The organism is Streptomyces sp. NPDC050732, from assembly GCF_040654255.1.
Taxonomy (GTDB): Bacteria; Actinomycetota; Actinomycetes; order Streptomycetales; family Streptomycetaceae; genus Streptomyces.
The window spans coordinates 37606-53083 of the sequence record NZ_JBFAHP010000019.1 but is presented as its reverse complement, the minus strand read 5'-3'; the positions used below and the strand labels follow the sequence as shown (position 1 = coordinate 53083).

Annotated in this window: 13 protein-coding genes; 9 read left to right on the top strand and 4 right to left on the bottom strand. The window is 73.3% G+C overall.

The genetic code is table 11. The features are described 5' to 3' along the window. Positions 1-22: 22 nt before the first annotated feature. Complete coding sequence (locus tag AB0H82_RS18950; protein ID WP_362994101.1) at positions 23-508, bottom strand: ferritin-like domain-containing protein; 486 nt, start codon at positions 506-508, stop codon at positions 23-25. After that, the gene (locus AB0H82_RS18945) at positions 505-1071 is read right to left on the bottom strand and encodes a hypothetical protein (protein ID WP_362994099.1); all 567 of its coding nucleotides are present in this window, start codon (positions 1069-1071) and stop codon (positions 505-507) included. Before AB0H82_RS18945 ends, AB0H82_RS18950 begins: the two co-directional genes overlap by 4 nt. A gap of 223 nt (positions 1072-1294) precedes the next feature. Between AB0H82_RS18945 and rimP the strand changes: the two genes are divergently transcribed. The 9 genes from rimP (at position 1295) to AB0H82_RS18900 (ending at position 13272) form a co-directional block, all read left to right on the top strand. Continuing rightward, the gene (gene rimP, locus AB0H82_RS18940) at positions 1295-1792 is read left to right on the top strand and encodes a ribosome maturation factor RimP (RefSeq protein WP_362994097.1); all 498 of its coding nucleotides are present in this window, start codon (positions 1295-1297) and stop codon (positions 1790-1792) included. Positions 1793-1794: 2 nt separating this feature from the next. Continuing rightward, positions 1795-2820, top strand: a complete 1026-nt coding sequence (gene nusA, locus AB0H82_RS18935; RefSeq protein WP_362994095.1) for a transcription termination factor NusA — start codon at positions 1795-1797, stop codon at positions 2818-2820. A 133-nt stretch (positions 2821-2953) separates the two neighbouring features. Continuing rightward, complete coding sequence (locus tag AB0H82_RS18930) at positions 2954-3244, top strand: DUF448 domain-containing protein (protein WP_362994093.1); 291 nt, start codon at positions 2954-2956, stop codon at positions 3242-3244. A gap of 146 nt (positions 3245-3390) precedes the next feature. Continuing rightward, complete coding sequence (gene infB, locus AB0H82_RS18925; protein WP_362994091.1) at positions 3391-6537, top strand: translation initiation factor IF-2; 3147 nt, start codon at positions 3391-3393, stop codon at positions 6535-6537. Positions 6538-6678: 141 nt separating this feature from the next. Then, positions 6679-6972 carry a DUF503 domain-containing protein gene (locus AB0H82_RS18920; RefSeq protein WP_362994089.1) on the top strand — a complete coding sequence of 98 codons (294 nt, stop codon included), beginning with the start codon at positions 6679-6681 and terminating at the stop codon, positions 6970-6972. 50 nt (positions 6973-7022) lie between these two features. Then, positions 7023-7499 carry a 30S ribosome-binding factor RbfA gene (gene rbfA / locus AB0H82_RS18915; protein ID WP_362994087.1) on the top strand — a complete coding sequence of 159 codons (477 nt, stop codon included), beginning with the start codon at positions 7023-7025 and terminating at the stop codon, positions 7497-7499. Next, the gene (gene truB, locus AB0H82_RS18910) at positions 7496-8404 is read left to right on the top strand and encodes a tRNA pseudouridine(55) synthase TruB (protein WP_362994085.1); all 909 of its coding nucleotides are present in this window, start codon (positions 7496-7498) and stop codon (positions 8402-8404) included. Before rbfA ends, truB begins: the two co-directional genes overlap by 4 nt. 241 nt (positions 8405-8645) lie before the next feature. Beyond that, positions 8646-12182, top strand: a complete 3537-nt coding sequence (locus AB0H82_RS18905) for a trypsin-like peptidase domain-containing protein (protein ID WP_362994083.1) — start codon at positions 8646-8648, stop codon at positions 12180-12182. Between the two features lie 145 nt (positions 12183-12327). Then, positions 12328-13272 carry a bifunctional riboflavin kinase/FAD synthetase gene (locus tag AB0H82_RS18900; RefSeq protein WP_362994081.1) on the top strand — a complete coding sequence of 315 codons (945 nt, stop codon included), beginning with the start codon at positions 12328-12330 and terminating at the stop codon, positions 13270-13272. Between the two features lie 97 nt (positions 13273-13369). Here the strand turns inward: AB0H82_RS18900 and AB0H82_RS18895 are convergent, their stop codons facing one another. Both AB0H82_RS18895 and AB0H82_RS18890 read right to left on the bottom strand, forming a co-directional pair. Next, positions 13370-14389, bottom strand: coding sequence for an ABC transporter ATP-binding protein (locus AB0H82_RS18895; protein WP_362994079.1), 1020 nt, complete (start codon positions 14387-14389; stop codon positions 13370-13372). Positions 14390-14450: 61 nt separating this feature from the next. Then, entirely contained in the window at positions 14451-15470 is a 1020-nt protein-coding gene (locus AB0H82_RS18890) for an ABC transporter ATP-binding protein (protein ID WP_362994077.1), read from the bottom strand. Positions 15471-15478: the final 8 nt, after the last annotated feature.

The following is a 15478-nucleotide window of genomic DNA, read 5'->3' as shown; positions in this document are numbered from 1 at the left end:
AGTTGTTCCCTTCCTGAACGCGTTACGCCTTGGGAGTCGCCGGTGCGGACGACGGTGTCGACCGCTCGGCGAGCCCAGGGAAGGCTACGCTCCCGGCCCGCCACCGTGCCGCACGGACCGCCGCCTCCCGCAGCGCGCGGGCCGCGGTGCCGCGCCGGGCGCCCGTCGACGCGCGTACGAGATCGGAGTAGACGCCCGCGACCCGGTCCTCAAGCTCCGTGGCGAGCCGGGCGGCCGCCGCGGAGTCCGGCACCGGGAACGGCAGTGAGTACGCCGCGTCCGCGGACTGCGGCTCGCCGCCCAGGTCGCGCACCGCGCGCTGCAGCCCGTCGCGCCGGGCGCGGTGCGCGTCGTACGCCGTGCGCGCCTCGGGCCTGCGCTCGTCGCCGATCCGGCCGCCGACGACGCCGTAGCCGTACACCGCCGCGTGCTCGGCGCCGAGAGCGGCCTGGAGGGCCTTCAGCTCCTCGTCCTTCGACGCCGCCTTCGGGTCCTTCGCGTCGCTCACTTGTCGCCCTCCGGCTCGGTCAGCAGATATGCGTGGGCCGCGCCCGCGGCCGCCACCGAGGCGAGCAGCCTGCCCTCCTCGGCCGGGGCGTCGAGCAGTGCCTCGCCCCGGCGGTCGGCCAGCTCGCGCTCGGCCTTGGCGAGCGCGCGTACGGCGTCCTCGGGGTCGGCGGGCACGGACGGCGAAGGACGCGCGGAGGCGGAAGGCGACGGCGACACGGACTTCGGGGCCGTGGCGCCAGCGGAGGCCGTGGGGGAGGGGGCCCGGCCGGCCGCGAAGGCGTCGGCGTGCTGTTTCACCTCGGCCCGCAGCGGCGCGAGCCGCCCGGCGAGCGAGGGATGCGCCGCGAGCACGGCGTCGTACCGCCCGAGGAGCTCCCCGCTGTCCTTCGCGGCCGCGGCACGCAGCCGCCGGGCGGCGGACGTGCGCTCGTCGGCGGCGGAGTCCCCGGAGTCCGAGCAGCCCGCGAGCAGCGCCGCCGACGCGACGCCGGCGGCCCCGGTGAGCAGACTCCTTCGGCGCGGGCCAGGGCGGGACCGCGGGGCGGTGCGATACGACGGCACGGCAGACGTCCTCGGAGCAGAAGGAAGAAATGAAGATCGGTGGGCGTGGGCCCGGTGATCACCGTACCTTCGGACCGGCCCGGCACCCGCGAGCGGCTCGGGACGGAGCGGCGCATCGCGCGGTCCGTGGGCCGCAACACCCCTCGGGACCGGATACCCTTTGACCTGACACGCAGACTTGCAACGCACCCACAACAGCACACGCGGCCGAGGAGTCACCCGGATGAGCACCACCCAGAGCGAGAGGCTGCGGCAACTACTGGAACCGCTCGTCACCTCGCAGGACCTGGATCTCGAAGAGATCGAAGTGGCCTCCGTCGGACGCAAGCGGGTGCTGAGAGTCGTCATCGACTCCGACGACGGCGTGGACCTGGACCAGATCGCGGAAGTGAGCCGCCTGCTCTCCGCGAAGCTCGACGAGACGGACGCCATGGGCGAGGGGGAGTACGACCTGGAGGTCGGTTCCCCCGGCGCCGAGCGAGCCCTGACCGAGCACCGTCACTATGTGCGCGCCGTGGACCGCCTGGTGAAGTTCCAGCTGACCGAGGGCGGCGAGCTGACCGCCCGCATCCTCACCGTGGACGACGAGGGCCTCGACCTCGAAGTGCCCGGCGTGAAGGGCCGCAAGGCCACCTCGCGCCGCCTCGCCTTCGACGAGATCGACAAGGCGCGTGTGCAGGTCGAGTTCAACCGCAAGGACAAGAAGGAAGAGGAGGCGTAGCCGTGGACATCGACATGAGTGCCCTGCGGGGTCTGGTCAGGGAGAAGGAGATCTCCTTCGACCTCCTCGTCGAGGCGATCGAATCGGCCCTCCTCATCGCCTACCACCGCACCGAAGGCAGTTTCCGCCGTGCGCGGGTGAAGCTGGACCGTGAGACCGGCCACGTCACGGTGTGGGCGACGGAGGACCCGGCGGACCTCGAAGAGGGCCAGGAGCCCAAGGAGTTCGACGACACTCCGTCCGATTTCGGCCGCATCGCCGCGACCACGGCCAAGCAGGTCATCCTGCAGCGCCTGCGCGACGCCCAGGACGACGTGACGCTCGGTGAGTACGCGGGCCGGGAGGGCGACATCGTCACCGGCGTCGTCCAGCAGGGCCGCGACCCGAAGAACGTGCTCGTCGACATCGGCAAGCTGGAAGCCATCCTGCCGGTGCAGGAGCAGGTGCCGGGCGAGGAGTACCCGCACGGGATGCGCCTTCGTTCGTACGTCGTCCGGGTCGCCAAGGGCGTCCGCGGCCCGTCCGTGACGCTGTCGCGCACCCACCCGAACCTGGTGAAGAAGCTCTTCGCGCTTGAGGTGCCGGAGATCGCCGACGGTTCAGTCGAGATCACCGCCATCGCCCGCGAGGCCGGCCACCGCACCAAGATCGCGGTCCGCTCGACGCGCTCGGGGCTCAACGCCAAGGGCGCCTGCATCGGCCCCATGGGCAGCCGCGTGCGCAACGTGATGGCCGAGCTCAACGGCGAGAAGATCGACATCGTCGACTGGTCCGACGACCCGGCCGAGATGGTCGCCCACGCGCTCTCCCCGGCCCGCGTCAGCAAGGTCGAGGTCGTCGACCTCGGCGCCCGCTCGGCCCGGGTGACCGTGCCGGACTACCAGCTGTCGCTCGCGATCGGCAAGGAGGGGCAGAACGCCCGCCTGGCCGCGCGGCTCACGGGCTGGCGCATCGACATCAGGCCGGACACCGAGCAGCCCGACGACCGGCACGACCGGCAGGACCGGCAGGACCGGGACGACCGGTAGCGGACCAGCGGCGGAGGCCGTCGCGGGAATAAATTCCGGGCGGCCACCGCTTCGATCACGACAGTATGTGGCGAGTAGCCGTTCGATTCTTGCCCCGAAGGGGTGAGGTCGGTGCGGGGAGGTAGACTTAAGCGTGTCTGGCCGGACGCATGCCCGCGCATGCCCTGAGCGCACCTGTGTGGGGTGCCGGGAGCGAGCGGCCAAGAGCGATCTGCTGCGCATCGTGGCGAAAGAGGGCGCCTGCGTCCCCGATCCTCGCGGTACGCTGCCCGGCCGGGGTGCGTATGTACACCCCGCCCTGGTCTGTCTGGACCTGGCGGTCCGCCGCCGGGCGCTCCCGAGGGCCTTTCGCGCCCAGGGACCGCTCGACACGGAGGCCTTGCGCCGGGCTGTCGAGGCGGTTGCCCAGCAGGCAACACCGTAAGACGTGGTCGCACGGAACCCCGTGCGGCCTTGGTATTCCGCGAGTTGGAAGTAGGTCGAGATTGCGATGAGCACTCGATGAGCACGCGATGAGTACGCCCATGAAGTAGCGACGGTCCGGCGTAACCCGGACCTAAAAGGAGCGAAGTGGCTAAGGTCCGGGTATACGAACTCGCCAAGGAGTTCGGGGTAGAGAGCAAGGTCGTCATGGCCAAGCTCACAGAACTCGGTGAATTCGTACGTTCGGCGTCCTCGACGATCGAGGCGCCCGTAGTACGCAAACTGACTGACGCATTCCAGCAGGGCGGCGGCAACGGCAAGTCCGCCGCCAAGCCCGGCGCGCCGCGCAAGCAGGCCGCCCCCAAGCCGCCGGCCCCCTCGGGCCAGGCGACCCCCTCTCCCGCGCAGGCCGCCCGTCCGGGTCCGGCCGCGCCCAAGCCGCCGGCGCCCAAGCCCGCCGCGGCCGAGAAGCCCGCGGCTTCGCCGGCGACCCCGGGCCCGCGCCCGACGCCCGGCCCGAAGCCCCCGGCCCCCAAGCCGGCCCCGGCCTCCCCGGCGCCGTCCGCCCCGGAGTTCACCGCTCCGCCGGCCGCCCCGGCTGCTCCGGCCGCCCCCGCGGCCCCGCAGAACCCCCGTCCGGCCGCCGCCCGCCCGGGTGCCCCGAAGCCCGGTGGCCGTCCGGCCCCCGCTCAGGGCCAGGGTCAGGGTCAGGGCCGTGGCGACCGCAATGAGCGTGGCGACCGCGGTGACCGTCAGGGCGCCCCGCGTCCCGGCGGCCAGGGTGGCGCCCCGCGTCCCGGCGGTGCCCGTCCCGCGGGTCCGCGTCCGGGCAACAACCCCTTCACCTCCGGCGGCTCCACCGGCATGGCGCGCCCGCAGGCGCCCCGTCCGGGCGGTGCCCCGCGTCCCGGCGGCCCCGGTGGCCAGGGTGGTCCCGGCGGCGCTCCGCGTCCGCAGGGCGGCCAGGGCGGCCCCGGTGGCGCGCCCCGTCCGCAGGGTCAGGGCGGCGCCCGTCCGACCCCGGGCGGCATGCCCCGTCCGCAGGCGCCCCGTCCTGGCGGCGGTCCCGCAGGTAACCGTCCGAACCCGGGCATGATGCCGCAGCGTCCCGCTGCCGGCCCGCGCCCCGGTGGTGGCCCCGGCGGCGGTCGTGGTCCCGGCGGCGGCGGTCGTCCGGGCGGCGGCGGTCGTCCCGGTGGCGGCGGCTTCGCGGGCCGTCCGGCCGGTCCCGGTGGCGGCGGCGGTTTCGCCGGTCGTCCCGGTGGTCCGGGTGGCGGCGGCGGTGCCGGTCGTCCCGGTGGTGGCGGCGGCTTCGGCGGTCGTCCCGGTTTCGGTGGCCGTCCCGGTGGTCCGGGTGGCCGCGGTGGCACGCAGGGCGCCTTCGGCCGTCCCGGCGGTCCCGCGCGTCGCGGTCGCAAGTCGAAGCGGCAGAGGCGCCAGGAGTACGAGGCCATGCAGGCCCCGTCGGTCGGCGGCGTGATGCTGCCTCGCGGCAACGGCGAGACCGTTCGCCTGTCGCGCGGTGCCTCCCTCACCGACTTCGCCGAGAAGATCAACGCCAACCCGGCGTCGCTCGTCGCGGTGATGATGAACCTCGGCGAGATGGTCACGGCCACGCAGTCCGTCTCCGACGAGACGCTGCAGCTCCTCGGCGACGAGATGAACTACACGGTTCAGATCGTCAGCCCCGAGGAGGAGGACCGCGAGCTGCTCGAGTCCTTCGACATCGAGTTCGGCGAGGACGAGGGCGGCGAAGAGGCCCTCATCGCCCGTCCGCCGGTAGTGACCGTCATGGGTCACGTCGACCACGGCAAGACCCGGCTCCTCGACGCCATTCGCAAGACGAACGTCGTCGCGGGCGAGGCCGGTGGCATCACCCAGCACATCGGTGCCTACCAGGTCGCGACCGAGGTCAACGGCGAAGAGCGCGCCATCACCTTCATCGACACCCCCGGTCACGAGGCGTTCACCGCCATGCGTGCCCGTGGTGCGAAGTCCACCGACATCGCGATCCTCGTGGTCGCGGCGAACGACGGTGTGATGCCGCAGACGATCGAGGCGCTGAACCACGCCAAGGCGGCCGACGTGCCGATCGTGGTCGCGGTCAACAAGATCGACGTCGAGGGTGCCGACCCGACCAAGGTGCGCGGTCAGCTCACCGAGTTCGGTCTGGTGGCCGAGGAGTACGGCGGCGACACGATGTTCGTCGACATCTCCGCGCGCCAGGGCCTCAACATCGAGCAGCTCCTTGAGGCCGTGGTCCTGACCGCGGACGCCTCGCTCGACCTGCGGGCCAACCCGGAGCAGGACGCGCAGGGTATTGCCATCGAGGCCCACCTCGACAAGGGCCGCGGCGCCGTCGCGACCGTCCTCGTCCAGCGCGGTACCCTCCGCGTCGGCGACACGATGGTCGCCGGTGACGCGTACGGCCGAGTCCGCGCGATGCTCGACGACAAGGGCGAGAACGTGGAAGAGGCGGGTCCGTCGACCCCGGTCCTCGTCCTCGGTCTCACCAACGTCCCGGGCGCCGGCGACAACTTCCTGGTCGTCGACGAGGACCGTACGGCCCGTCAGATCGCCGAGAAGCGTGCCGCCCGTGAGCGGAACGCAGCGTTCGCCAAGCGCGTGCGCCGTGTCTCGCTGGAGGACCTGGACAAGGTGCTCAAGGCCGGCGAGATCCAGCAGCTCAACCTCATCATCAAGGGTGACGCTTCCGGTTCCGTCGAGGCTCTTGAGTCCTCCCTGCTCCAGCTGGACGTCGGCGAAGAGGTCGACATCCGGGTCCTGCACCGCGGTGTGGGTGCGGTCACCGAGTCGGACATCGACCTGGCGATGGGCTCCGACGCCATCGTCATCGGCTTCAACGTCCGTGCGGCAGGCCGTGCCGCGCAGATGGCGGAGCGCGAGGGCGTCGACGTCCGCTACTACTCGGTGATCTACCAGGCCATCGAGGAGATCGAGGCGGCCCTCAAGGGCATGCTCAAGCCGGAGTACGAGGAGGTCGAGCTCGGCACCGCGGAGATCCGCGAGGTCTTCCGCTCGTCCAAGCTCGGCAACATCGCGGGTGTCCTCATCCGTTCCGGCGAGGTCAAGCGCAACACCAAGGCCCGCCTGCTGCGCGATGGCAAGGTCATCGCGGAGAACCTCAACATCGAGGGTCTGCGCCGCTTCAAGGACGACGTCACCGAGATCCGCGAAGGCTTCGAGGGCGGTATCAACCTCGGAAACTTCAACGACATCAAGATCGACGACGTCATCGCGACGTACGAGATGCGCGAGAAGCCGCGCGGCTGATCACGCCAGCTCGAACCGGGGCCGGTCGAGGGGAGGTAAATCCCGTCGATCGGCCCCGGCCGTTCCGTGTACGGTTCTTGTGTCCCTGCCAAGCGGTTGGCGGGGCGCCGAACCCGTACCGGCGGGACATCCGGACAACACATGTATGTGGGGACTCTGTCCTTCGATCTGCTCCTCGGCGACGTACATTCGCTGAAGGAGAAACGCTCCGTCGTCCGTCCGATCGTCGCCGAACTCCAGCGCAAGTACGCGGTGAGCGCGGCGGAGGTCGGCGGTCAGGATCTGCACCGGCGGGCCGAGATCGGCCTCGCCGTGGTGGCGGGCGACTGGGCCCATCTCACGGACGTACTGGACCGGTGCGAACGCCTCGTCGCCGCCCGGCCCGAAGTGGAGCTGCTGTCGGTCCGGCGGCGGCTGCACGGCGACGACGATTGAACACAGCAAGACAAGCCCAGGGAATGCCCGGGGATAAGGGAGACGGAGCAGTGGCCGACAACGCGCGGGCGAAAAGGCTGGCGGACCTCATTCGAGAGGTGGTTGCTCAGAAGCTGCAGCGCGGGATCAAGGACCCGCGGCTCGGAACGCACGTGACGATCACGGACACCCGGGTGACCGGTGACCTGCGGGAGGCCACGGTCTTCTACACGGTCTACGGCGACGACGAGGACCGTGCGGCGGCCGCCGCGGGCCTGGAGAGCGCCAAGGGCGTGCTCCGGTCGGCGGTCGGACAGGCCGCCGGCGTGAAGTTCACGCCGACCCTGGCCTTCGTCGCCGACGCCCTGCCGGACAACGCGCGGGCCATCGAGGACCTCCTCGACAAGGCGCGGATGTCCGACGAGAAGGTGCGCGAGGTCTCGGCCGGCGCCGAGTTCGCCGGCGGGGCCGACCCGTACCGCAAGCCCGAGTCCGACGAGGACACGGACGGCACCGCAGACGAGACGGACGGCGACGCCCGCGCATGAGCAAGAGCAGCACCACAACGCCGGACGGCCTTGTCATCGTCGACAAGCCGTCCGGCTTCACTTCGCACGACGTGGTGGCCAAGATGCGCGGGATCGCCAGAACCCGCCGCGTCGGACACGCGGGCACCCTCGACCCGATGGCGACGGGTGTCCTCGTGCTCGGCGTGGAGCGCGCCACCAAGCTCCTCGGTCACCTGGCGCTGACCGAGAAGGAGTATCTGGGCACCATCCGCCTCGGGCAGAACACGATCACCGACGACGCCGAGGGCGAGATCACCTCGTCCGCCGACGCCTCGAAGATCACCCGGGAGGCCATCGACGAGGGCGTCGCCAAGCTGTCCGGTGACATCATGCAGGTGCCGTCGAAGGTCAGCGCCATCAAGATCGACGGCAAGCGGTCGTACGCCCGCGCCCGCAAGGGCGAGGACTTCGAGATCCCGGCCAGGCCCGTGACGATCTCCGCCTTCACGGTGTACGACGTCCGTGACGCCGTCGCCGAGGACGGCACGCCCGTCCTCGACCTGGTCGTCTCGGTCGTCTGCTCCTCGGGGACGTACATCAGGGCGATCGCCCGCGACCTCGGCGCCGGCCTCGGCGTCGGCGGCCACCTCACCGCGCTGCGCCGCACCCGCGTCGGCCCCTACAAGCTGGACGCGGCCAAGACCCTCGACCAGCTCCAGGAGGAGCTCACCGTGATGCCCGTGGCCGAGGCCGCGGGGCGGGCCTTCCCCCGCTGGGACGTGGACGAGAAGCGCGGCCGGCTGCTGCTCAACGGCGTCCGGATCGACATGCCCGAGGAGTACGCGGGTGTGGGCGCCGTCGCCGTCTTCGACCCGGAGGGCCGCTTCCTGGTCCTCGCGGAGGAGTCGCGGGGCAAGGCCAAGGGCCTGGCCGTCTTCGCCTGACGGCCTTCTCGTCCGGTGGCCCGCCCGCCCGACGGCATTGTGGAGCGGCGGACCCAGGTCCGCCGCTCCACCATTCCCCCCACTAGAGGTGTATCCATCGCCACCCGCCGATTCACCCCATCGGGCAGGCGCTCGGAGTGAACCGCGGGGTCGGAAGGGGGCGCGTTCGCGCGGCCTGCTGTCCCGCTGATCACTCCCGACCTACGGTCGGGAGAACGGGGCACGGTGGGGAGGTTCGAGCATGGCGGGACGCGGCGGAGGAGGGCTTTCGGCTCCGGCGCCGGACCGGTCCGTGGTGCGGGTGTGCGATCTCGCCGGGCGCCCGCGCGGCATGGGATTCGCGGCCGACGAGCACGGCACGGTCGTCACCAGTCACGAGGCGGTCGACGGCCTCGCCCGGATCGTCCTGCACACGCCGGACGAGCGGACGTGCGTGGTCCCCGCCGACGCCGTGGTGACGCTGCCCGAAGCCGACCTCGCGCTCATCCGCACCGAAGGACTCGGGCTGCGGCCCCTCCCGGTCACCGCGCGGACCGCCGTGCCGACCGGGACGTACGTGCGCATCACCGCGCGCGGCTGGCGCGAGGCACGCGTCCTCGGCACCTCGGCCGTCACGTACACGGCGACGGACCGCTTCCACCTGGTCGGCGCCGCCCTGGAGCTCGCGATCGGCACCGACGGCGCCGACGCGCTGCGGCTCGGCGGCGGGGCCGCGGGCGGACCCGTCCTGGACGCCGCATCCGGCGCCGTACTCGCCGTTCTCGGGACGGCCCTGCTGCCCCAGGCCGCCGGCCCCGCCGTGCCCGGACAGGACGCCTGGACGCACCGCCCGGCGGGCTTCGCGGTGTCGCTGCGGGACGCGGCGGCCGCCGACCCCGGCGGACCGCTCGCCGAGCTCCTCGCGCGCAACGCCGCGACCGTGCCCGCGTACGGCGAGGACCTCAACCTCGCGGGCGCGCTGCACCTGACCGCCACATCGGCGGGCTCCGACGGCCCGCACACCACGCTTCCGCACCCCACTCTCCCGCACGCCGACCTCCTCGAACCGGTCGAACGGCCCGATACGGCACGGGAGTTCACCGCCTTCACCACGGGACCCGCACGGGTGCTCGGCCTCGTCGGCGACCCCGGCACGGGCCGCACCACGGAGCTGGCCGCGCTCGCCGCACGCCGGGCCAGGGGCGCCGAGCCCGCCCCCACGCTGTGGCTGCGCGGCGCCGACCTGCTCGGCATGGACACATCCGTCGCCGACGCGGTGGAGCGGGCGCTGGACCGCGCAGGGCGGATCCTGGCGGCCGCCGCGGAGGAGGAGTCCGCGGACCGGGACCTCGGGGACATCTCGGCACACCGCGTCGCCCGGCTCGTGCGGGACGCGGGACGGCCGCTGCTCCTGCTGCTCGACGGCCCCGAGGAGATGCCGCCCGTGCTCGCCCACCGCCTCGCGGAGTGGAGCGACGGCACGGCCCGGTGGCTGCGGGACACCGGGGCCCGCCTCGTCATCGCCTGCCGTGCGGAGTACTGGGAGCAGGCCGGTGCGCACTTCGGCGCGGCGACGCACCCGGCGGACGACGGTGCGGAGCCCTCCGGCTGCGTACACCTCGGCGATCTGCCGGAGCCGCAGGCCCGCCGGGCCCGGGCGCGGTACGGCATCCCCGACGGCGCGATGGCCGACGCCGACGCGCGGCACCCGCTGGCGCTGCGGCTGCTCGCCGAGGTGCGGGCCGCCCGGCCGGACGCCCCGCCGCCGGGTACTCCGGACCGGGAGGACATCTTCGGCGCCTATCTGGACCTGGTGTGCCTGCGGGTCGCGGTGCGGCTCGCGGCACCGAAAGGGCTGCGCGGGAACGCCGTGCGCCGCCTCGCGGCAACGGTCTCCGGCCAGGTCCACGAGGCGGCGCGGCGCTGCCTCGGACCCGGCCAGGGCCAGCTGGACCGGACCTCCTTCGAAGCGGTGTTCCCGTGGGGCTCGCTGCCGGGCCGGGGGAGCGGGGCCTGCACGGGGTGGGCGTCGGCGGTGCTCACCGAGGGGCTGCTGGTGCCGGCCGGACCGGGCTACCGCTTCGCGCACGAGGAGCTCGCCGACTGGCTCCAGGGGATGCACCTGGATGTCGACGGGGCGCTGACCTCACTGGTCCACCGCCACCGGGACGCGGCACGGAACCCGTCGGTTCCGGAACAGCGGCGGCGCGATCCGTACCGCCCGGCGCCCGTGCCGGTGCCGCGGCACCGCATCGGCCCGGTGATCCAGGCGCTGCTCTCGCTGGGACGGCAGCGCGGCGCCGCCGAACTGGCCTCGCGGCTGGTGGAGTTGGCGGACGCGCTGGCGGACTTCGACGCGTCCGGGGCGGCCGGGTCCGAGGACGCCGTGTGGTGGGCCCGCCGGCTGCTGGGGGAGGTGCTGCTGCGGGTGCGCGACGCGTCGCCGTACCTCGCGGTGCTCGAACCGCTCGCCGACCGGGGGGAGTTCGGGACCGCCTTCTGGCTGCGGCTGCCGCTGGGCGAGGCCGACCGGTTCACGCTGCTGCGGCGGCTCGTCGTGCACGACGGACCACCGGGGACCCCGGACCGCTGCCTCGACGCCGTCGCCGAACTGCTCACCGCCGACCCCGTGGGCGTACAGCCGCAGCTCGCCCAGTGGTTCGCCGACGAGCGGCCGCTGGACGCCACGCCCGACGCGACCGTCGCCTCCGCCGCGCAGGCGCTGCTCCACACCCACCGGCACCGCGCCATCGACGCCCTCACGGAGACCCTGGTCGACCGCGCCCACCCCCGCGCCGACGAGCTCCTCGCCGCGCTCGCCGAGGAGGAGCCATCGGCCGTCTGCCGCGCGGTCGCCCGCTGGGCCCACGACGAGCGCCCCGCCCGGCGCGTCGCCGCCGCCACCTACGGCCCGCGCGCCGCCCCGCACACCACCACCGACACGGACCGCGAGCTCCTGCGGAACGCCGCCTCCGCGCTGCTCGCACGCCCCGCCGACGACACCCTGCACGGCGCCGCGCTCGCCCTCCTCGTCCGCGACCCGCGGACCTGCTCCCGGTACCTGCCCCAGGCCCTGCGGCGCTTCGCCGCCGGCGACCCGCAGCTGCCCGCGAGCGCCCTGGCCACCACCCTGCCCACCCACCCAGAGCCCGTCCTCGACGCCTTCCGCGCCCGCCTGCACGCGCAGGGCCCGGCCGCCGACGACGTCCTGTGCGCCCTCGCCGACGTGACCACGCCCGCCCTCGCGCGCCGCGTCGCCACCCTCGTGCACGACCTCCTGGAGACCCGCCCCGAGGCGGCCGGGCTCGCCGCGGCGTACATCGACCGGCGCCTCGAACACGGCCCGGCCGTGCGCGGCGTCCTCTTCCCGCTGGTCGCCGGGCTGCTGCACAGCAAGCCCCTGCAGGTCCGGGCCGCCCTCGCGCCCGTCCTCGCCGCCCCGGGCACCGCCGCGTCGCGCGCCCTGCGGGGCGAGCTGCTCGACGTACTGCTGAGCCAGGAGCGGGACGCCGCGGTGCTGGAGAGCGTCCTGCGGTCGGTGGCGCGCGGCGCCGGGGAGCGCGGCGAGGACCGCACCCGCGAGCTCGTGCGGCGCGTCGGACTGCTGCTCGTCCGCACCCCGGAGGGCGCGGCCCGCTTCGACCGGCACCTGGTCGAACTGGCTCGCGGCCGACCTCGTTTCGCCGCGCTCGTCGCGGGCTGGCTCGACGCCGCACCGCAGGACTGGGCCGCCCTGGTCGGCCCGAGCGCCCACCGCACGATCGAGAAGCTCACGGGCGGCGTCCGCGTCCTCGCCTAGACGGCGCCCGGCGGACGGAGTGACCCCCGCCACTCCCTCCGGTGCGAGCCGGGACCCGTCGGCATGGCAGTCTTAGACCTGCGCAATCGGCAATGGGAACGTACAGATGTACGTGACGTATACGGGTTCGGCGAGGAGCAAAGAAGTGCAGCGCTGGCGTGGCTTGGAGGACATCCCCCAGGACTGGGGGCGCAGCGTCGTCACCATCGGTTCCTACGACGGCGTGCACCGCGGTCACCAGCTGATCATCGGGCGTGCCGTGGAGCACGCGCGTGAGCTCGGCGTGCCCGCCGTGGTCGTCACCTTCGACCCGCACCCCAGCGAGGTGGTGCGCCCCGGCAGCCACCCGCCGCTGCTCGCCCCGCACCACCGGCGCGCCGAGCTGATGGCCGAACTCGGCGTGGACGCGCTGCTCATCCTCCCCTTCACCACCGAGTTCTCGAAGCTGTCGCCCGCCGACTTCGTGGTCAAGGTCCTCGTCGACAAGCTGCACGCGCGCGTGGTCGTCGAGGGCCCCAACTTCCGCTTCGGCCACAAGGCCGCGGGCAACGTCGACTTCCTGGCCGAGCTCGGCCGGACGTACGACTACGAAGTCGATGTCATCGACCTGTACGTGAGCGGCGAGGCGGGTGGCGGCGAGCCGTTCTCCTCGACGCTGACCCGGCGCCTGATCGCCGAGGGGGACATGACGGGGGCCGCGGAGATCCTCGGCCGCCCGCACCGCGTCGAGGGCGTCGTCGTGCGCGGCGCGCAGCGCGGCCGCGAGCTGGGCTTCCCCACCGCCAACGTGGGGACGCTGCCCCACACCGCCATTCCCGCCGACGGCGTCTACGCCGGCTGGCTGCACGTCGAGGGCGAGGCCATGCCCGCGGCGATCTCCGTGGGCACGAATCCGCAGTTTGACGGCACCGAGCGGACGGTCGAGGCGTACGCGATCGATCGCGTCGGCCTCGACCTGTACGGGTTGCACGTGGCCGTGGAGTTCCTGGCCTTCGTGCGGGGGCAGGCCAAGTTCGACTCGGTCGACTCGCTGCTTGTCGCTATCGCGGATGACGTGAAGCGGTGCAGGGCTCTTATCGAGTCCGCCTAGTCGCCGTAGGGGGCGCGCTCCTTTTGCGGCTGCGGGTGTGTCGTGGTTGCTCGCGCAGTTCCCCGCGCCCCTGGACAAGCGCCCTGCGGGCGCTTTGTCAGGGGCGCACGAGACCCTGGGAAGCCGAGCTCGCGGCGGCAGCCGCCCAGTGGCAGGCCACCTGCGTCTGGCCGCCGCCGGCCAGGAGGGGGAGGTCCACCTCACGGCAGCGGTCGGCGACGCCCGCCCGCTCCGCCTCGCCGGAGGCAAGCACTTGGCACCGTGCATGGAACCGGCACCCCCCGGGAATCCGTGACGGATCCGGCGGCTCACCCGTGAGGACCACCGGATCGCCGGGCGCCTCGGGCAGCACGGACAACAGCGCCTGGGTGTAAGGGTGCTGAGGGGCCGTCAGCACCTCCTCCACCGTGCCGGTCTCGACGATCCGGCCCAGATACATCACCGCGACCCGGTCCGCGATGTTCCAGGCAAGACCCAGATCGTGCGTCACCACCAGCGCGGACAGGCCGAGTTCGTCCCGCAGCCGGAGCAGCAGCGCCAGGATCTCGCCGCGCACGGATGCGTCGAGGGACGCCACCGGCTCGTCCGCGACGATGAGTTCGGGTTCGAGGACCAGCGCGCCCGCGATGACGACGCGCTGGCGCTGGCCGCCGGAGAGCTCGTGCGGATAGCGCAGGAAGAAGCGGTCCGGCGGACGCAGCCCCGCCCGTGAGAGGGCACCGGCGACCGCGGCACGCTCGTCGCCCCCGTACCCGTGGATGCGCAGCCCCTCCGCCACGGCGTCGTACACCGTGTGCCGGGGGTTGAGCGAGCCGCTGGGATCCTGGAGGACCAGCTGGACCCGTTTCCGGTACGCCTTGAGCGCGCGGCCCGAGTAGTCCAGCGGCTTGCCGCCGAACGTCACCCTGCCGGAGGTCGGCGGCACCAGGCCGAGCAGCGAGCGGGCCAGCGTCGTCTTGCCGCACCCCGACTCGCCGACCAGCGCGACGATCTCACCGCCCTTGATGTCGAGGTCGACGCCGTCCACGGCACGGGCGGTCGGCGCGCCGCGGCGGCCGGGGAAGGCGATGTGCAGGCCGGCGGCCGACAGCAGGGGGTCTGCGGCTTCGGTGGTCATGTGCTGCTCCTGGTCACGAGGGCTGTCGGTCCCGAGGGCTCATGGGCACGGGGGCGGGTGGTCACGGCGTGCGCTCCGCCGTCGCCGGCGCCGACGTGGGCTGTGCCGGGAGCGGCGCGCCCGCGTGGACACAGGCCGCGCGGTGGTGCGGGCCCGCGTCCCGCAGTGCCTGGTCCTCCGTCGCGCAGGAGTCGAGGGCGACCGCGCACCGCAGGTGGAACGTACAGCCCGTGGGGAGCGCCGACGGGTCGGGCGGGTCGCCCGGCAGGCCGCGCGGGGCGAACCGCGACGCGGCGTCGCCGATGCGCGGGAAGGCGGCCGACAGGGCCTTGCCGTAGGGGTGCCGCGCGTTCTCGTAGACCTGTGTGGCCGGGCCCTCCTCGACGACGCGGCCCGCGTACATCACGGCGAGCCGGTCGCAGGTGTCGGAGAGCACCGCCAGGTCGTGGCTGATCATCATCAGGCCGAGGTCCTGCTCGGCCACCAACTGTTCGATCAGGCGCAGGATCTGAGCCTGGATCATCACGTCCAGTGCGGTGGTCGGCTCGTCCGCGATGATCAGCCGGGGGTCGCAGGCGAGCGCCATCGCGATCATCACGCGCTGCCGCTGGCCGCCGGACAGCTCGTGCGGATACGCGTCCGCGCGCGCGGCGGGCAGCCCCACGTGTTCGAGGAGCTCGCCCACCTTCTTCTTCGCGCCCGCCTGTGTTGCCTTCCTGTGCAGCAGGATCGGCTCGGCGATCTGGTCGCCGATGCGGTGCACGGCGTTCAGCGAGTGCATCGCGCCCTGGAAGACGATCGAGGCGCCGGCCCAGCGCACCGCGCGGACCCGCCCCCACTTCATGGTGAGGACGTCCTCACCGTCGAGCAGGATCTCGCCGGACACCTTCGTGCCGGCGGGCAGCAGCCGCAGCAGGGCGAGCGCGAGCGTGGACTTGCCGCACCCGGACTCGCCGGCCACGCCGAGCTTCTGGCCCGCGTCGACGTGGAGGTTGACGCCGCGGACGGCGGCGGCGCCGTTCGCGTACGTCACTTCGAGGTCGCGCACGTCGAGGAGGCGGGGCCCCTCGGTTCTCTGCACGTCTTTCT